General features: G+C 72.2%; 15 protein-coding genes. 4 read left to right on the forward strand and 11 right to left on the reverse strand.

The window, feature by feature from the left end; translation table 11 throughout:
* Nucleotides 1–67: 67 nt before the first annotated feature.
* The 3 genes from galK to galT are packed head-to-tail and all read right to left on the reverse strand — an operon-like array spanning nucleotide 68 to nucleotide 3,359.
* Nucleotides 68–1,348 (reverse strand): galactokinase, encoded by a 1,281-nt coding sequence (gene galK, locus ACZ53K_RS17330; protein ID WP_468836832.1) that lies wholly within the window; start codon nucleotides 1,346–1,348, stop codon nucleotides 68–70.
* Nucleotides 1,345–2,316: a UDP-glucose 4-epimerase GalE gene (gene galE / locus ACZ53K_RS17335; RefSeq protein WP_468836834.1), complete on the reverse strand. Its 972-nt coding sequence runs from the start codon at nucleotides 2,314–2,316 to the stop codon at nucleotides 1,345–1,347. Before galE ends, galK begins: the two co-directional genes overlap by 4 nt.
* The gene (galT, locus tag ACZ53K_RS17340; RefSeq protein WP_468836836.1) at nucleotides 2,313–3,359 is read right to left on the reverse strand and encodes a galactose-1-phosphate uridylyltransferase; all 1,047 of its coding nucleotides are present in this window, start codon (nucleotides 3,357–3,359) and stop codon (nucleotides 2,313–2,315) included. The genes galE and galT overlap by 4 nt, the downstream gene beginning before the upstream one ends.
* 235 nt (nucleotides 3,360–3,594) lie before the next feature.
* Between galT and ACZ53K_RS17345 the strand changes: the two genes are divergently transcribed.
* Together ACZ53K_RS17345 and ACZ53K_RS17350 are read left to right on the forward strand one after the other, a co-directional pair.
* Entirely contained in the window at nucleotides 3,595–5,265 is a 1,671-nt protein-coding gene (locus ACZ53K_RS17345; RefSeq protein ID WP_468836838.1) for a sodium:solute symporter family protein, read from the forward strand.
* Nucleotides 5,266–5,298: 33 nt separating this feature from the next.
* Nucleotides 5,299–5,595 (forward strand): hypothetical protein, encoded by a 297-nt coding sequence (locus ACZ53K_RS17350; protein ID WP_468836840.1) that lies wholly within the window; start codon nucleotides 5,299–5,301, stop codon nucleotides 5,593–5,595.
* Between the two features lie 9 nt (nucleotides 5,596–5,604).
* On the opposite strand, the gene ACZ53K_RS17355 is transcribed toward ACZ53K_RS17350, so the two are convergent.
* The 8 genes from ACZ53K_RS17355 to rsmI form a co-directional block, all read right to left on the reverse strand.
* Entirely contained in the window at nucleotides 5,605–6,321 is a 717-nt protein-coding gene (locus tag ACZ53K_RS17355) for a helix-turn-helix transcriptional regulator (protein WP_468836841.1), read from the reverse strand.
* A 227-nt stretch (nucleotides 6,322–6,548) separates the two neighbouring features.
* Entirely contained in the window at nucleotides 6,549–8,351 is a 1,803-nt protein-coding gene (locus tag ACZ53K_RS17360; protein WP_468836843.1) for an ABC-F family ATP-binding cassette domain-containing protein, read from the reverse strand.
* 107 nt (nucleotides 8,352–8,458) lie between these two features.
* Nucleotides 8,459–9,358 carry a 4-(cytidine 5'-diphospho)-2-C-methyl-D-erythritol kinase gene (locus ACZ53K_RS17365; RefSeq protein WP_468836845.1) on the reverse strand — a complete coding sequence of 300 codons (900 nt, stop codon included), beginning with the start codon at nucleotides 9,356–9,358 and terminating at the stop codon, nucleotides 8,459–8,461.
* Nucleotides 9,355–10,248 (reverse strand): 16S rRNA (adenine(1518)-N(6)/adenine(1519)-N(6))-dimethyltransferase RsmA, encoded by an 894-nt coding sequence (gene rsmA / locus ACZ53K_RS17370; RefSeq protein WP_468836847.1) that lies wholly within the window; start codon nucleotides 10,246–10,248, stop codon nucleotides 9,355–9,357. The genes ACZ53K_RS17365 and rsmA overlap by 4 nt, the downstream gene beginning before the upstream one ends.
* Nucleotides 10,249–10,319: 71 nt before the next feature.
* Complete coding sequence (locus tag ACZ53K_RS17375) at nucleotides 10,320–12,059, reverse strand: ubiquitin-like domain-containing protein (protein WP_468836849.1); 1,740 nt, start codon at nucleotides 12,057–12,059, stop codon at nucleotides 10,320–10,322.
* A 126-nt stretch (nucleotides 12,060–12,185) separates the two neighbouring features.
* Nucleotides 12,186–13,088, reverse strand: coding sequence for a TatD family hydrolase (locus ACZ53K_RS17380; protein ID WP_468836851.1), 903 nt, complete (start codon nucleotides 13,086–13,088; stop codon nucleotides 12,186–12,188).
* 59 nt (nucleotides 13,089–13,147) lie between these two features.
* On the reverse strand, nucleotides 13,148–13,621 hold the full coding sequence (locus tag ACZ53K_RS17385) for a hypothetical protein (RefSeq protein ID WP_468836852.1): 474 nt from the start codon (nucleotides 13,619–13,621) through the stop codon (nucleotides 13,148–13,150).
* A 169-nt stretch (nucleotides 13,622–13,790) separates the two neighbouring features.
* Nucleotides 13,791–14,660: a 16S rRNA (cytidine(1402)-2'-O)-methyltransferase gene (gene rsmI, locus ACZ53K_RS17390; RefSeq protein WP_468836853.1), complete on the reverse strand. Its 870-nt coding sequence runs from the start codon at nucleotides 14,658–14,660 to the stop codon at nucleotides 13,791–13,793.
* Nucleotides 14,661–14,846: 186 nt separating this feature from the next.
* On the opposite strand from rsmI, the gene ACZ53K_RS17395 reads away from it, so the two are divergent.
* Nucleotides 14,847–16,571 (forward strand): dolichyl-phosphate-mannose--protein mannosyltransferase, encoded by a 1,725-nt coding sequence (locus ACZ53K_RS17395; RefSeq protein WP_468836855.1) that lies wholly within the window; start codon nucleotides 14,847–14,849, stop codon nucleotides 16,569–16,571.
* Nucleotides 16,572–17,034: 463 nt separating this feature from the next.
* Nucleotides 17,035–17,385 (forward strand): hypothetical protein, encoded by a 351-nt coding sequence (locus ACZ53K_RS17400; protein ID WP_468836856.1) that lies wholly within the window; start codon nucleotides 17,035–17,037, stop codon nucleotides 17,383–17,385.
* The last annotated feature ends 115 nt before the right edge of the window (nucleotides 17,386–17,500 follow it).

Here is a 17,500-nt window from a genome sequence, read left to right on the forward strand (position 1 = left end):
CGCGGCCCGGCGGGCCCTTCCCGGGTCCGCCCAGGGCTCCTCCCCCGGCCCGCCCCGGCGCCGCGCCTCACACCAGCCGCCGCGCCCCCGCACTCGGAACGGCCGGAAAGATCCGTGGCGCCGCGTGTCCGGCCGCCGCGAACGCCTCGCTGACCCGCGCGGCGACGGCGTCCGCGGCCGCCTCCTCGACGAGGACGACGGCCGAACCGCCGAACCCGCCGCCCGTCATCCGCGCCCCGAGCGCACCCGCGGCGCCCGCCGCCTCGACGGCGAGGTCCAGTTCGGCGCAGGAGACCCTGAAGTCGTCGCGCAGCGAGGCGTGTCCGGCGGTCAGCAGCGGGGCTATGGCGCGGGTCTCCCCGGCGTCCAGGCGGGCGATGACCTCCTCGACCCGCCGGTTCTCGGTGACGACGTGCCGTACGACGGCCCGGACGCCGGGACCGCCGTCGCCCGGTCCGCGCCCTGCCCCGTCCGCCGTCCCGCCCGCCGGTCCGACACCCGTCCCGTCGACCGGTTCGCCGTCCTCCGCCGCCAGTCTGTCCAGTGCCTCGGGCAGTTGCGCGTACCGCACATCGCGCAGCGTGTGTACGCCGAGCGCCCGCGCACCGCGCTCGCACATGGCGCGCCGCTGTGCGTACGCGCCGTCCCCCAGCTCGTGTTTCACCCGGGTGTCGACCACCAGGAGCCGCAGCCCCTCGGCCGCCAAATCGAACGGAATTTGCCGCTGGGAGAGGTCGCGGGTGTCCAGGAACAGCGCATGGCCGTCCGTGCAACAGGCCGCCGCAGTCTGGTCCATGATGCCGCAGGGCACGCCCACGAAGGCGTTCTCGGCGCGCTGCGCGAGCCGCGCCAGGCGCTGCCGGGCGAGCCCGAGCCCGTACAGGTCGTCGAGGGCGAGCGCGGTGACGACCTCCAGGGCGGCCGACGAGGAGAGTCCGGCGCCGACCGGGACGGTGCTGTCGTAGTGCAGGTCGGCGCCGCCGACGGGCAGTCCCGCCTCGCGCATGGCCCAGACGATGCCCGCCGGGTAGCCCGCCCAGCCGCCGTCGGAGGCCGGGCGCAGGGCGTCCAGACGGAGTTCGGCGATCTGGCCGTTGCCGCTGCTGTCGCCGGAATGCACCCGCAGGACGCCGTCGGTGCGGGGTGCGGCGGCGGCGAGAGTGGTGTGCGGCAGGGCCAGCGGCATCACGAAGCCGTCGTTGTAGTCGGTGTGTTCGCCGATCAGGTTGACGCGGCCGGGTGCCGCCCACACTCCGGTGGGGGCGGCGCCGTACACCTCGTGGAAGCGCGCGGCGGTCTGCTGGGCGCGTTCTTCCTGGTCCGCCGTCAGCCAGCTGGTGTCCGTCATGGGGTGCCGGCCTCCCTGCGCCGGGTGAACTCCCAGGCGTCGGCGACGATGCCGGCCAGGTCCGTACGGCTGGGGCGCCAGCCGAGCCGGTCGATGGCGGTCCGTGCGGAGGCGACCAGGACGGCGGGGTCGCCGCCGCGGCGGTCCGCGGTGATCTCGGGGACGGGGTGGCCGGTGACCTTGCGGACGGTTTCGATGACCTCGCGGACGGAGAAGCCGTTGCCGTTGCCGAGGTTGCAGATGAGGTGTTCGCCGGGGGCCGCGGCGTCCAGTGCCAGCAGGTGGGCCTCCGCCAGGTCGGCGACGTGGATGTAGTCGCGTACGCAGGTGCCGTCGGGCGTCGGATAGTCGTCTCCGTAGACGGAGATGGCCTCCCGCTTGCCCTGGGCGACCTGGAGGACGAGCGGGATCAGGTGCGATTCGGGGTCGTGGCGCTCGCCGCAGTCCCCGTATGCGCCCGCGACGTTGAAGTAGCGCAGCGAGACGGCGGCCAGGCCGTGCGCGGCACACTCGCCCGCGATCATGTGGTCGACGGCGAGCTTGGAGGCGCCGTACGGGCTGGTGGGCGCGGTGGGCGCGGACTCGGTGATCGGGGTGGTCTCGGGCTCGCCGTACGTCGCGGCGGTGGAGGAGAAGACCAGGGTGCGCACGCCGGCGCCGCGCATCGCGGCGAGCAGGTCCATGGTGCCGCCGACGTTGTTGCGCCAGTACTTCTCGGGGTCCGTGACGGACTCGCCGACCTGGGAGAAGGCGGCGAAGTGCAGCACCGCGTCGTAGGAGGCGTCCAGGTGGCGGGCGGCGTCCTGGACGCGGCCCTCGATGAAGCGGGGGCCGGCCGGGACGCCTTCGCGGTGTCCGGTGGACAGGTCGTCGAGGACCGTGACGGTGTGCCCGGCCTCGACCAGGTGGGCCGCCACGACGCTGCCCACGTATCCCGCACCGCCGGTGACCAGGTACTTGTTGCTCACTCGCTCGCTACCTCTCGCAGTCGCTCGGCCGCAGCCTCCGGCGGCACGTCGTTGATGAACACGTTCATGCCGGATTCGGAACCCGCGAGGAACTTCAGCTTGCCGGAAGTGCGTCGGACGGTGAAAAGCTCCAGATGGAGGGCGAAGTCCCCGCGGTCGGCCGCGTACAGCGGCGCCTGGTGCCAGGCGGAGATGTACGGGGTCGGCGGCTCACCGGGGCCGAAGATCCGGTCGAAGCGCCGCAAGACTTCCAGGTAGACCTGTGGGAACTCTGTGCGCGCGTCGTCGCCGAGGGCGAGCAGGTCGGGGACGCGGCGCTTGGGGTAGAGGTGGACCTCGTACGGCCAGTGGGCGGCGTACGGGACGAAGGCGGTCCAGTGCTCGGCGTCCAGGACGATGCGGCGGCCGTCGGCGCGTTCGTCGGCGAGGACGTCGTCGAAGAGGTTGCGGCCGCCGGTCGCCTCGCGGTGGGCGGCGAGCCGGTCGAGCATCCGCTCGGTGCGCGGGGTGGTGAAGGGGTAGGCGTAGATCTGGCCGTGCGGGTGGCCGAGGGTCACGCCGATCTCCGCGCCGCGGTTCTCGAAGCAGAAGACCTGGCGGACGCCGGGGTGCTGGGAGAGTTCGGCGGTGCGGTCGGTCCACGCCTCCAGGACGAGCGCGGCCTGTTCCTCGGTGAGGTCGGCGAAGGAGGCGTCGTGGTCGGAGGTGAAGCAGACCACCTCGCAGCGCCCGTTGTCGCCGGCCAGCGAGGGGAAACGGTTCTCGAAGACGGCGACGTCGTAATCCGCGGCGGGGATCTCGGTGCCGTGGCCGTCGCGGGAGGGGCACAGCGGGCAGGCGTCGGCCGGCGGGTGGTACGTACGGCCCTGGCGGTGCGAGGCGACGGTGACCGCGTCGCCGAGCAGCCGGTCGTGGCGGATCTCGGAGGCGGTGGAGACCGGGTCCAGGGGGCGGCGGTCGGTGTCGTCGCGCACCACGTCGTCGCGCAGGTCGTAGTAGATGAGCTCCCGGCCGTCGGCGAGCCGGGTCATCGTCTTCTTCACTGGAGCACTCCTCGGGCACACCGTCACACCCACCAAACACAAACACACACAATGAAGCACAACTAAACAACCCCGTCAACGCCGGGGCACGGCGGGACCGACACCCGGAGATTCCCGCGCAAAGCGCCCACTTCAATCACGATCGCACCACGAGAACGAACAAAAGTCTTCAGTTTCTGAAGGACCGCGCGTAGTTTCCTGTGCGTTCATCACGCACAGAGAAGTGAGTGCCCCCATGATCACCTTGGCCGCAGGGCTACGGCTGCCCACCAACGGACTCGATTACGCGATTCTGGCCATCTACTTCGCCGTCGTCCTCGGCATCGGCTTCGCCGCCCGGCGCAGCGTGAAGACCAGCCTGGACTTCTTCCTGTCCGGGCGGTCGCTGCCCGCCTGGGTCACCGGCCTCGCCTTCGTCGCCGCCAACCTCGGCGCCACCGAGATCCTCGGCATGGCCGCCACCGGCGCGCAGTACGGCGTGGCCGTCGTGCACTGGTACTGGATCGGCGCCATCCCCGCCATGGTGTTCCTCGGCCTGGTGATGATGCCCTTCTACTACGGCTCGCGGGTCCGTTCCGTACCGGAGTACCTGCTCCAGCGCTTCGACAAGTCGGCGCACCTGCTCAGCTCGGTGCTGTTCGCCTTCGCCGCGATCCTCATCGCGGGCGTCAACCTCTACGCCCTGTCGATCGTCGTCGAGGCGCTGCTGGGCTGGCCGCAGTGGGTCGCCATCGTCGTCGCCGGCGTGTTCGTCCTCGCGTACATCACCGTGGGCGGCCTGTCCTCGGCGATCTACAACGAGGTCCTGCAGTTCTTCGTCATCCTGGCCGCGCTCATCCCGATCTGCGTCATCGGCCTCAAGCGGGTCGGCGGCTGGGACGGGCTGTCCTCGTCGCTGGAGAAGAGCCACGGGCACAGCTTCCTGACGGCCTGGGACGGCACCGGCATCGGCGAGCCCAACGCGCTCGGCGCCAACTGGCTGACGATCATCCTCGGTCTGGGCTTCGTGCTCTCCTTCGGCTACTGGACCACCAACTTCGCCGAGGTGCAGCGCGCCCTGTCCGCCAAGAACCTCTCCGCCGCGCAGCGCACCCCGCTGATCGCCGCGTACCCGAAGATGTTCATCGCGTTCCTGGTGATGATCCCCGGCCTGGTCGCCGCGGTCGCCATCCCCGGCATCGGCCAGGAGGGCTCCGGCCTGACCTACAACGACGCGATTCCGCTGCTGATGCGGGACCTGCTGCCGAACGGCGTCCTGGGCATCGCGGTCACCGGCCTGCTGGCCGCGTTCATGGCGGGCATGGCCGCCAACGTCTCCTCGTTCAACACCGTCTTCACCTCCGACATCTGGGCGAAGTACGTGCGGCCCGGCCGCGAGGACCGCTACTACCTGCGGTTCGGCCGCCTGGTGACCGCCGTCGGCGTGCTGTGCAGCATCGGTACGGCCTTCCTGGCCGCCAGCTTCAACAACATCATGGGCTACCTCCAGACGCTGTTCTCGTTCTTCAACGTGCCGATGTTCGTGGTGTTCATCATCGGCATGTTCTGGAAGCGGGCGTCCATGAAGTCCGGTGTGTGGGGGCTGGTCGCGGGCACCACCGCCGCGATGGTCAACTACTTCTGGATCTACAAGCAGGGCATCATCGCCATCCCCACCGACCAGGGCGCCAACTTCGTCTCCGCGATCGTCGCCTTCGTCGTCGGCGCCGTGGTGATGGTCGGTGTCACCCTGTTCACCGAGCCCAGGCCCGCGGCGCAACTGGCCGGCCTGGTCTACGGCACCAGGTCCCCCGGCCTGGACGAGCCGCCCGCCAAGGGCGACGACGCCTGGTACCGCAAGCCGGCCCTGCTCGGCTGGGGCGCGATCATCCTCGCCGCCCTCTGCTACGTCCCGTACTCCTTCTGACGCCCGCATCCCAGCCGAAGGAACGCACGCACCATGAGTGACTACCAGCACGAGGTCGAACTCGAACGCAGGTCGGCCACGGCCGCCCGGCTCTTCGACATCCGCCTCATCATCGGCGGCCTGTTCACGCTCTACGGCGTCATCGTCACGATCGCCGGGTTCACCGTCTCCGACGCGGACCTGAAGAAGGCCGAGGACATCAACATCAACCTCTGGACGGGCCTGGGCATGCTGCTGCTCGGCCTGTTCTTCCTGGCCTGGCTCAAGCTCCGCCCGACCGTCCCGCCGACCGCCGAGGAACTGGCGGCCCTCCAGGACGGCACCGACTGAACACGCCCGTCACGGCGGCGGAGCCACCTCGGCCTCCGCCGCCTCGCGTACGCCCGCGCCCCGCGTCGCCGCCCGGTCCAGCAGACCGGTCCGCGCCGCCAGCGCCGCCGCCTCCAGCCGCGACCCGACGCCCAGCTTCATCAGCACCCGCTGCACATGCGTACGGGCGGTACTCGGCGCGATGCCCATGCCCGCCGCGATCAGCCGGGTGTCCTCGCCCTCCGCGACCCGCACCAGCACCTCCACCTCGCGCGGAGTGAGCATCTGCAGCAGCCGGGCGCCCTCGTCATCGGGCTGCGCGGCCGGGTGCAGCAGCTCTTCGAAGGCTTGCTGGAGCAACTGCGGCGCGATCGCCGCCTCGCCCGCGCGCGCCTTCATCATGGCGCGTTCCACGCCCTCGATCCGCTCGTCGTGCCGTACGTATCCCGACGCGCCCGCGGCGAACGCGGCCGCGATGCCGCGCGGGTTGGGCACCGGCCCGAGCACCACCACCGCGACCTGCGGCCGCTCCTTCTTGATCCGTACGACCGGGTCGAAGGCGCCCGGCTCGGCCGGTGACGCCGTGCCCAGCAGGCACACTTCGGGCGCGCGGCTCACCACCAGATCCGCCGCCCCCGCGCTCGGGGCGGCCGCCGCGAGCACCCGGTGCCCACGCAGTTTCAAGGCCGAGGCGAGTGCCTCGGCGAGCAGTCGGTGATCGTCGACCACCATCAGCCGCACGCCCATTGCAGCAACCCCCCAAATTCCCCGGCGAGCCCAGCCCCCCGGCCCCCGCCAGGCCCCTTGCCCCCGGAAGCTACACGCTTGTTCGACATTGCGCGCCCCCTCAGAGGAAGAAGCCTGCCGCAATGCTGAAATCCCGGCCAATCAGGTTGAGTTACACCTGGTTTCTTGGCCGAATGTGACAGGAGAGGCGCCGGAGCCGATCGTTAACGGCCGACTCCGGCAGCGGGCTACGCGTCCTCCGCCAATTCCAGCCAGCGCATTTCCAGCTCCTCCCGCTCCCCCACCAGCTCGCGCAGCTGCGCGTCCAGCCCCGCGACCTTCTCGAAGTCCGTCGCATGCTCCGCGATCTGCGCGTGCAGCGAGGACTCCTTCTCCCCCATCCGGTCCAGCTGCCGCTCGATCTTCTGCAGTTCCTTCTGTGCCGCCCGCGTCACCGCGGCCGGTTTCTGCTTCGGCGCGGCCTCCGCCGGAGCCGGCGCGGGCGCCGCCGCGTCGATCACCTGCTGCCGCCGCTCCAGGTACTCGTCCAGCCCCCGCGGCAGCATCCGCAAGGCCGCGTCCCCCAGCAGCGCGAACACCCGGTCCGTCGTCCGCTCGACGAAGTACCGGTCGTGGCTGATGACCACCAGCGACCCCGCCCAGCCGTCGAGCAGGTCCTCCAGCTGCGTCAGCGTCTCGATGTCGAGGTCGTTGGTCGGCTCGTCCAGGAACAGCACGTTCGGCTCGTCCATCAGCAGCCGCAGAATCTGCAGCCGCCGCCGCTCACCGCCCGACAGGTCACCGACCGGCGTCCACTGCTTCTCCTTGGTGAACCCGAACTTCTCGCACAGCTGCCCCGCGGTCATCTCCCGGCCCTTGCCGAGATCCACCCGCTCGCGCACCCGCTGCACGGCCTCCAGCACCCGCAGCGCCGGATCCAGCTCCGCGACCTCCTGCGACAGATAGGCCAGCTTCACGGTCTTGCCGACCACGATCTTCCCCGCCGCCGGCTGCGCCTCGCCCTCGGTACGCGCCGCCTCGGCCAGCGCGCGCAGCAACGACGTCTTGCCCGCGCCGTTCACACCCACCAGGCCGACCCGGTCCCCCGGACCGAGCTGCCACGTCAGATGCTTGAGCAGCACCTTCGGCCCGGCCTGCACCGTCACGTCGGCCAGCTCGAACACCGTCTTGCCCAGCCGCGAGTTCGCGAACTTCATCAGCTCCGCGGTGTCCCGCGGCGGCGGCACGTCCGCGATCAGCTCGTTGGCGGCCTCGATACGGAACCGCGGCTTGCTGGTCCGCGCCGGAGCTCCCCGCCGCAGCCAGGCCAGCTCCTTGCGCATCAGGTTCTGCCGCTTGGCTTCCTCGGTGGCGGCGATCCGCTCCCGCTCGGCACGGGCGAAGACGTAATCGCTGTACCCGCCCTCGTACTCGTGGACGTCACCACGCTGCACGTCCCACATCCGCGTACACACCTGGTCCAGGAACCACCGGTCGTGCGTCACACACACCAGTGCCGACCGCCGCGCCCGCAGGTGCCCGGCAAGCCACGAGATCCCCTCGACGTCCAGATGGTTGGTCGGCTCGTCGAGAACGATCAGGTCCTGCTCGGCGATCAGCAGCTTCGCCAGCGCGATCCGCCGCCGCTCACCACCGGACAGCGGCCCGATCACGGTGTCCAGCCCCTGCCCGAGCCCCGGCAGGTCCAGCCCGCCGAACAGCCCCGTCAGCACGTCCCGGATCTTGGCGTTGCCCCGCCACTCGTGATCCGCGAGATCGCCGATCACCTCGTGGCGCACGGTGGCGGCCGGGTCCAGCGAATCGTGCTGCGTGAGCACACCGAGCCGCAGCCCGCTGTTGTGCGTCACCCGCCCGTCGTCGGCGCTCTCCAGCTTCGCGAGGATCCGGATCAAGGTCGTCTTGCCGTCGCCGTTACGCCCCACGACGCCGATCCGGTCCCCCTCATTGACACCAAGGGAAACACCGTCGAGCAGTGCACGGGTCCCGTACACCTTGCCCACGGCTTCCAGATTGACGAGGTTGACGGCCACTCTTCACTCCATCGGTCGGGGTCCTCCTGACAGCCTAGTCCGGCCCGCGATCCCTTCCTCCCGGGTGCTCCGGGCGCGGGAGTGAGCGCCGCCCTCCGAGGCGCGTCCTAGACGGCCGTCGCCCCCGGCACCGGCCCCGCCGCCACCCGGGCGGCCCGGCACGTCCCGGACGCCAGCAGCGCCTCCGCCACGGACGCCGCCGTATCGGCGTCCTTCGCGAGGAAGGCCGTCGTGGGCCCCGATCCGGAGACCAGGGCGGCCAGGGCCCCGGCGGCGGTACCCGCCGCGAGAGTAGCGGCCAGCGACGGCCGCAAAGACAGCGCCGCGGGCTGGAGGTCATTGGCCAGGACCGCGGCCAGCGCCACCGCGTCCCCGGTACGCAACGCGTCGAGCAGCCCCCGCGACGCCTCGGGCTCCGGAACGGCCAGGCCCTCGTTCAGCCGGTCGAACTCCGCGTACACGGCCGGTGTGGACAGTCCGCCGTCGGCCACCGCGAACACCCAGTGGAACGTGCCGCCCACCTCCAGCGGCGTCAGCAGTTCCCCGCGCCCGCGTCCCAGCGCCGCCCCGCCCACCAGCGAGAACGGCACGTCGCTGCCCAGCTCGGCGCAGATCGCGAGCAGCTCGTCGCGCGTGGCGCCCGTACCCCACAGCGCGTCGCACGCGACCAGCGCACCGGCCGCGTCGGCGCTGCCGCCGGCCATGCCGCCCGCGACGGGGATGTCCTTGGCGATGTGCAGGTGTACGTCGGGCGCGATGCCGTGCCGGGCCGCGAGCAGCTCCGCGGCGCGGGCGGCCAGGTTCGTACGGTCGAGGGGTACCCGGTCGACGTCCGGCCCGGCGGCGGTGACCCGCAGCGACTCGGCAGGGGCCGCCGTGACCTCGTCGTACAGCCCGACGGCCAGGAAGACGTTGGCCAGGTCGTGAAACCCGTCCGGCCGCGCGCCGCCGACGGCGAGCCGGACGTTGACCTTGGCGGGTACGCGGACGGTGACGGAGGCGGTCACGCGGCACTCCCCTCGCGCGCGGGCTTGTGCTCGGCGATACGGGCGAACTCCTCCACCGTCAGTGCCTCACCCCGCGCCTGCGGCGACACCCCCGCCGCCACCAGCGCCGTCTCGGCCGCGGCAGCCGACCCGGCCCACCCGGCCAGCGCCGCCCGCAGCGTCTTGCGGCGCTGCGCGAACGCCGCGTCCACGACGGCGAAGACGTCCTCGCGGCTCGCGGTGGTCTCGACCGGCTTCTCGCGGCGGACGAGCGAGACGAGGCCGGAGTCGACGTTGGGCGCGGGCCAGAACACGTTGCGCCCGATCGCGCCGGCCCGCTTGACCTCGGCGTACCAGTTGGCCTTGACCGACGGCACGCCGTACACCCTGTTGCCGGGCCGGGCCGCGAGCCGGTCGGCGACCTCGGCCTGGACCATGACCAGGGTGCGGTCGATGGTCGGGAACGTGGCGAGCATGTGGAGCAGCACCGGCACCGCGACGTTGTACGGCAGGTTGGCGACCAGCGCGGTGGGGGCGGGCCCGGGCAGCTCCCGGATCAGCATCGCGTCGCTGTGCACGAGCGCGAAGCGGTCGGCGCGCGCGGGCATCCGGGTCTCGACCGTGGCGGGCAGCGCGGCGGCCAGCACGTCGTCGATCTCAACGGCGGTGACCCGGTCGGCGGCCTCCAGCAGCGCCAGGGTCAGCGAGCCGAGTCCGGGACCGACCTCGACGACGACGTCGTCCGGCCGGACCTCGGCGGTGCGCACGATGCGCCGCACGGTGTTGGCGTCGATGACGAAGTTCTGGCCGCGCTGCTTGGTGGGGCGTACGCCCAGCGCGGCGGCCAGTTCGCGGATGTCGGCGGCGCCCAGGAGGGGGCCGGGCTCGTCGGTGGGGCTGCTGTTGCTCACCCGTGCAGCTTACGGCGCGCGGGCCCGGGGTCGGCGACGGCGCCCGCCGCACCCCGGGCCGTCCCGGCCGCTCAGCCGTGCAGCTTGCGCCCGCACACCGGCCAGGGGCTCGCTCCCCGGCTGATGTAGAGCTTCTTGGCGCGGTACGTCTGCTCCCTGGCCGGTGCGTCCTGCGGCCGTCCGTTGCCGCCGAGGCCGCGCCAGGTGCCGGAGTCGAACTGGTAGAGGCCGCCGTAGGTGCCGGACGCGTCCACCGCGTCGGCGCGCCCGCCCGCCTCGCACTGGGCCAGCGCGCCCCAGTTCAGGTGGTCGGCGCCGTCGACGCGCATCGGCATCGGTTTGGTGCCGACGTGCACGATCCGGTCGCGCGGCTCGCGGACGACCTCCGAGCCGACCTTCTTGGGCCGCTGCTGGACGCCGTTGACCGTGCGCACCTCGTAGGTCAGGCGGCGGACGCCGGGCTGTCCCTGGCGGACCACCGTCTCGGTGCCCTTGAAGATCGTCGGGTCGGCCTGTTTGACGGTCTCGAACGGGATGGTCTCCTCGCGGACCTTCTCGGCGCCGGTGATCCGCAGGACCGAGACGGTCTGCCCGTCGCGCGGGAAGGACTCCGGCGCCACCGAGGTGGTGTCCTCGCCGCGCAGCACGATGCCCGCCTGGTCGAGGGCCTCGCTGACGGTGGCGGCGTTGGTGCGGACGGTGTGTTCGCGGCCGTCGGCGACGAAGGTGACGCTGCGTTCGGTGCGGACGTCGAGGTCGAGGCCGTTGCGGCCGATGCGCTGGGCGGGGTGGGCGGACAGATAGGCGCCCTCGGCGCGGACGTCGAGCTGGCGCAGCGCGCCGCCGACGGTCTCGGCGGTCGTCCAGACCTGGCGGTGTTCGCCGTCGAGGGTGAGGCGGACCGGCCGCCCGTAGCGGACGGTGATCTCGTCGCCGCTGGTCAGCGCGGCGTCGGCGGCGGGCTGGACGAGGTCGTGCGCGCCGACCTCGACGTCTTCGTCGGCGAGCAGGTCGCCGACGTCGGCGGCGAAGGTGTGCAGGGTGCGGGGTTCGCCGTCGACGTCGATACGGACGGCCTTGTCGTGGGCGATGAACGCGGAGGTGCCGCCGGCGAGGAAGGCCACCACGAGGGCCTGCGGGAGGAGGCGGCGGCGGGTTTCGGTGCCCTCGGTGCCGCGGCGGTCCACGGCGTTGAGGCGGCCGGTCATGCCGCGGCGGTGGGCGGTGCCGCGGGCGGCGCGGCGGGCTGCGGCCCGTCCCGGCTGGGGCAGGGATTCCCCTGGCCGGAGGCTGGTGGAGGGTACGTCGGCGAGGTCGTCGCGCAGCGGCACCAGCGGTCCCTGGTGCGGTACGCGCCCCGGCGCCGCGGGTGCCTGGGGGGCCGTACCGGGCGCTTCCCACGCCTCGCTGCCACCGGAGCCGGCGGGTCCGCCCGCGTACCCGTCCGGAGCGTCCTGCGCCTGCTGCTGCGGCGACACCGGGTACCCCTGAGCCGGCCCGAACCCGGCACGGCTGTCCCGCACCGCCTCCCGCGCCGGTTCGTAACGTTCGCGACGGTCGACGGTGCCGTACGGCGAGTACGTCTCGTACACGTCGTACGGCCCGTACTCGCCATACGCGCTGTACGCCCCGTACTCCGTGTTCCCTCCGTACCCCCCATGGCCCCCGTACGCCCCCTGCCCCCCGTACTCCCCGTACGAGGCATACCTCCCGTACGGATCGGGGGTCTCGACGGCTGCGTCACGCGGCGGCTCGGTGGTCGGTCCGTAGCCGCCGTGCGCGACATGGTGGCTGCCCTGCGAATGAGTCACGACGCTCCACGTGCCACGGGTCCGGGTTGTGGGGCCGGAATGTAGCGGAGTGACGGTGACTCTCCAAAGCGGACCCGCTACACAGTGTCGTCGCGCTATTGTGCCGCGCCCACGTCCGGGGGTCCCTCAGTAGCCGAAGGCGCGCGCCGTATTCGCGGCAATGGCGGTGGCCAGCGCGTCCTCCGTCATCCCCTTGACCGCGGCCATGGCCCGCAGCGTGACCGGAATGAGATACGGAGCGTTAGGCCGTCCGCGGTACGGGGCGGGGGTGAGGAAGGGGGCGTCGGTCTCGACGAGCACCAGTTCGGGCGGTGCGACGGCGAGCGCGTCGCGCAGCGGCTGGGCGTTCTTGAAGGTGACGTTGCCCGCGAAGGACATGAAGTAGCCGGCCTCGGCGCAGGTCTTGGCCATCTCCGCGTCGCCCGAGTAGCAGTGGAAGACGACGGTGTCCGGCGCGCCCTCTTCGCGCAGGATCCGCAACACGTCGTCGTGGGCCTCGCGGTCGTGGATGACCAGGGCCTTGCCGTGCCGCTTGGCGATCTCGATGTGGGCGCGGAAGGAGCGCTGCTGGGCGGCCATGCCGTCGGGGCCGGTGCGGAAGTGGTCCAGGCCGGTCTCGCCGACGCCGCGTACGTGCGGCAGGGCCGCCAGCGCGTCGATCTCGGCGAGCGCGGCGTCGAGGGCGGCGTCTCCGCCCGCTTCCCTTGCACCCTGCCTCGACCAGCCGTCAGGGTCCCCCAGCACGATCCGCGGCGCTTCGTTCGGATGCAGTGCGACCGTCGCGTGCACCGCCTCGTGCGCGGCGGCCGTCTCGGCGGCCCAGCGTGAGCCGTTCACGTCGCAGCCGACCTGGACGACGGTGGTCACGCCCACGGAGGCGGCCTTGGCCAGGGCCTCCGTGACCGTGCCGGTGGGGGCACCTCCCAGCGGTAGCTGGGGGAGCATGTCCAGATGCGTGTGCGAGTCCGCCACCGCCACCCGAAGCGGTTCGGGCAGTGGCGGCGGCGCGTCCTTGGTGCTCTTGCTCATGGCCGCGATCCTACGAAAGCCCGCCGGCGGTCACCGGCCGGGACCGCGGCCCCGCCGGCTCACCTGCGGTGCTGGAAGGGGTGCAGCAGGTCGGCGAGGTGCCAGTGGTGGCGTTCGCGGCGGCCGTCCGCCGAGGCGCCGCCGTCGTCGGGGCTCTCGCTCTGCTGCGGGACGGTTCCCGCGCCCGCGCCCGCGTTGCCTTCGGCGGCGCCCGCCGAGGGCTGCTCGTACAGGCTGGCGATCGCTTTGGAGACCATGGAGACCTGTCCGGCCCGCATGATGCGTACGACGTGCGCGCCGCAGTTCAGGCAGGTGGGCCGGGTCAGGGGGGAAGGCACACGCTCGCCGTCCGCGTAGTACACACAGTGCGCGCGCCCGTCCGCGTCGACGTGGTGCGTTATCTCGTACGACTGCTCCCAGCCGTGGCCGCACCTCATGCACGCGAAGGCGTAGGCCTCGTGTGCCGGGGGGTCGGCCCGGGGGGTGGGGTGGGCGCCGGTGGCGATACCCGGCGTACGCGCGATGTCACTCATAGCCGCTCCTCTTGCCCGCTGGACAAGGTCTCCGGGGACGAACGTCCCACCTCCAGTGGACGCCTTCCCCGGCGGTGGCGCAGCAGGGCCTTCTACCTGTTGGCGCAGATTTGGCGGGGTGTAGAGAATCGGCCCCGCTGCGCGGCCCACGTTTTACCTTCCAGGCTAGTCATTTACCTTCCGCGGGTCCCGTTCGTGCCGCATTCTTTGCCGCCACGACGGCATCGAACACCTCGCGCTTGGGAAGGCCGGTCTCTGCGGCGACGGCGGCGATGGCCTCCTTGCGGCGCTCCCCCGCCTCTTCCCTGACCTGTACGCGGCGCACGAGTTCGTCGGGGCCGAGGTCCTGCGGGCCGGTCTCGGGAGCGCCCTCGACGACGATGGTGATCTCGCCGCGTACGCCGTCCGCCGCCCAGGCGGCCAGTTCCTCCAGCGGTCCGCGGCGTACCTCCTCGTACGTCTTGGTCAGCTCGCGGCAGACCGCGGCGCGGCGGTCGGCGCCGAGGATCTCGGCCATGGCGGCGAGGGTGTCGTCGAGGCGGTGCGGGGCTTCGAAGTAGACGAGGGTGCGCCGTTCACCGGCCACCTCGCGCAGCCGGGAGCGGCGTTCGCCGGGCTTGCGGGGCAGGAAGCCCTCGAAGCAGAACCGGTCCACGGGCAGGCCGGAGACGGCAAGCGCGGTGAGTACGGCGCTGGGGCCCGGTACGGCGGTGACTTTGATGCCGCGTTCGACGGCGGCGGCGACCAGCCGGTAGCCGGGGTCGGAGACCGAGGGCATGCCGGCGTCGGTGACGAGCAGGACGCGGGCGCCCGCTTCGAGGGCGTCGGCCAGTTCGGGGGTGCGGGCCGCCTCGTTGCCCTCGAAGTACGACACGACGCGGCCGGTCGTGTGCACGCCGAGCGCCTGGGTCAGGCGGCGCAGCCGCCGGGTGTCCTCGGCGGCGATCACCTCGGCCGCCGCCAGTTCGGCGGCGAGCCGCGGGGGCGCGTCCGCGACGTCGCCGATGGGCGTCCCTGCAAGTACCAGCGTTCCAGTCACGTCCCCATCCTCCCAGCCGTACGGCGTGGCGCGTTCCGGCGGCGGCTCCGCACGCGCGGTACGGACCGTTCCGGCGGCGCCGCCCGGCCCGGACCACGGGCCCCGTACGCCCCGCCGGTACCGGGTGCCGGAACCCGGCCGCGCGGCCCCCGCGTCCCGCACAGACCGCTTCCCTACGATGGGCCGGTGACGAGTGACACCGCGACAGACGCCGACCGCGCCGAGGAACCGGCCGGGCAGCCCCGCCGGTGGCAGCGCAGGCTGCGCCGGTTCGGCTACGCCGGGCAGCCGCAGGCCGACGCCCGTGAGCGGCTGGTGCCGGCCTTCCCCGAGCCGGGGACGCGGGGCTGGTCGGTGCTGGGCCTGGGCCCGGCCGCCGCCGCCCGGCTGGCGCGCTGGTCGGGCTGGGGCGGTCCGCTGCTGGTGGCGCTCTTCGCCGGACTGCTGCGCTTCTGGAACCTGGGCAGCCCGGCGAAGGTGATATTCGACGAGACGTACTACCCCAAGGACGCCTGGTCGCTGCTGCAGTACGGCTACGAGGGCACCTGGGCGAAGGACGCCAACGACGCGCTGGTGGCGAACCCGCCGGAGATCCTGCTCTCGCCCGAACACTCTTATGTCGTCCACCCGCCGCTGGGCAAGTGGATGATCGCACTGGGTGAATGGGCGTTCGGGATGACCCCCTTCGGCTGGCGCTTCGTGGTCGCGCTGCTCGGCACCCTGTCGGTGCTGATGATCTGCCGGATCGGCCGCCGGCTGATGCGTTCCACGGCGCTGGGCTGCCTGGCGGGCGTCCTGCTGGCGGTGGACGGCCTGCACTTCGTGATGAGCCGTACCGCGTTGCTGGACCTCATCGTCATGTTCTGGGTGGTGGCGGCGTTCGGCTGCCTGCTGGCGGACCGGGACCGCACCCGGGCGCGGCTGGCGGCGGCGCTGCCGGTCGGTACGGACGGGCTGGCGCGGCCGGACGAGAAGGTGGGCGACCGGCTGCGGCTGGGGTGGCGGCCGTGGCGGCTGGCGGCCGGTGTGTGCCTGGGCCTGTCCGCGGCGAGCAAGTGGAACGGCCTGTACTACCTGGCGGCGTTCGCCGTGCTGTCGGTGCTGTGGGACGTGGCCGCGCGGCGCACGGCCGGCGCCCGGCATCCCGTCCGCGCGGCGCTGCGCCGGGACGTGCTGCCCGCCTTCGTCTCGACCGTCATGCTGGGCCTGGCCGCGTACCTGGTGACGTGGACCGGCTGGCTGGTCACCAAGGGCGGCTACAACCGCGACTGGGCCACCGCCACCCCGGAGGGGCGGGCGGGCGGCTGGCAGTGGCTGCCGGACTGGCTGCGCAGCCTGTGGCACTACGAGACGGAGGTCTACGACTTCCACAAGGGTCTGTCCACACCGCACACCTACCAGTCCAACCCCTGGAGCTGGCTGGTGCAGGGCCGCCCCGTCTCGTACTTCTACGAGGACCCCAAGATGGGGCACGACGGCTGTACGGCGGCCGAGGGCTGTGCGCGGGAAGTGCTCGCGCTGGGCACTCCCCTGCTGTGGTGGGCGGGCTGTTTCGCGCTCCTGTACGTGCTCTACCGCTGGCTGTTCAAGCGGGACTGGCGGGCGGGCGCCATCGCCTGCGGCATCGCCGCGGGATATCTGCCGTGGTTCCTGTACCAGGACCGGACGATCTTCCTGTTCTACGCGGTGGTGTTCGTGCCGTTCGTGTGCCTGGCCCTGGCCATGATGGTCGGCGCGATCCTCGGCCCACCGGGGTCGAGCGAACGGCGGCGCGCGGTCGGCGCGGTCGGCGCCGGGGTGCTCGTCCTGCTCATCATCTGGAACTTCATCTACTTCTACCCGCTGTACACGGGCCAGCCGATCCCCAAGAGCGCCTGGCACAACCGGATGTGGTTCGACACGTGGGTCTGACGGCCGGCCGGGCCCGGGCGCTCGGGCCCACATGACGGGCAGCCACGGACGCGGGTCCCGGCCTGCTTCCGTGGCTGCCCCTCGGTGTCAGTACCGGCGCAGGTGTACCTCCTTGCCGTAGCGGCGGCCGAGCCAGATCCGGTGTTCGGTTCCCGTGCCGATCAGGACCAGGTTGTCGAAGCGGGCGGGCAACCGGAGGGCACAGTTCCGCCCCGTCGTCCACCGGCGCACAACGCCCTCCGATTCAGCCCCGGCCGGAGTCCAACGCGCCGGCCGGGGCACTCATCCCCATGGAGCGGGGTGCCGTCCACCGTCACCCGGGCCCGGGACGCGACACGGCCGGGCCCCGTACGCCGAAAGCGCCGTCCGCGCAGGGGCGGCGGCCATACTTGGCCGGCATCGAACGATGCCGGCCAATGCCGATCGCTGCCCTGTGGCTCGAAGGGGCAGGGAGGGACCGCAGTTGAGCACACCGAAGATCGTCTACGTCATTGAGCACAACAAGCCGGAACAGGTCGAGGACCACGGCGCGCTGCGTACCGTCGCGCCCGCCTGCAAGGAGCTGGCCCTCGCGGCGTTCCTCGACATCGACCAGGCCAGGGAGGAGGCCGAGGTCTGGGCGGAGCGGCAGCACTACCCGGGGCTGACCTGGCAGGAGAGCAGCAACCCGCTGCTCGGCAACGCGACCGGTCTGCAGGCCAAGACCGAGATCGACGGGCAGAAGACCACCGTTTTCCGGATCACCGCGGTGGAAGTGGTCGCCCCGCAGCGCTGGCAGCGCCGTCCGGCGCAGCAGCAGCAGCCGGACGCCTGAGCACCACCGGCGTCGCACGCGTCACAGGGCCGAGACTCACCCCGGCACCCCGTGTCCCATAGAGTGCGCTGCACGTTCTTGTGTGCGTGCTGAAGAACGAGGATTCGGGAGGGGA

Source organism: Streptomyces sp. NPDC033221 (assembly GCF_055577005.1).

Coding starts and splice junctions, on each gene's coding strand:
- galK (WP_468836832.1), bottom strand. CDS start 1,348: ATGACGGACACCAGCTGGCTGACGGCGGACCAGGAAGAACGCGCCCAG.
- ACZ53K_RS17345 (WP_468836838.1), top strand. CDS start 3,595: ATGATCACCTTGGCCGCAGGGCTACGGCTGCCCACCAACGGACTCGAT.
- ACZ53K_RS17350 (WP_468836840.1), top strand. CDS start 5,299: ATGAGTGACTACCAGCACGAGGTCGAACTCGAACGCAGGTCGGCCACG.
- ACZ53K_RS17355 (WP_468836841.1), bottom strand. CDS start 6,321: ATGGGCGTGCGGCTGATGGTGGTCGACGATCACCGACTGCTCGCCGAG.
- ACZ53K_RS17380 (WP_468836851.1), bottom strand. CDS start 13,088: ATGAGCAAGAGCACCAAGGACGCGCCGCCGCCACTGCCCGAACCGCTT.
- ACZ53K_RS17385 (WP_468836852.1), bottom strand. CDS start 13,621: ATGAGTGACATCGCGCGTACGCCGGGTATCGCCACCGGCGCCCACCCC.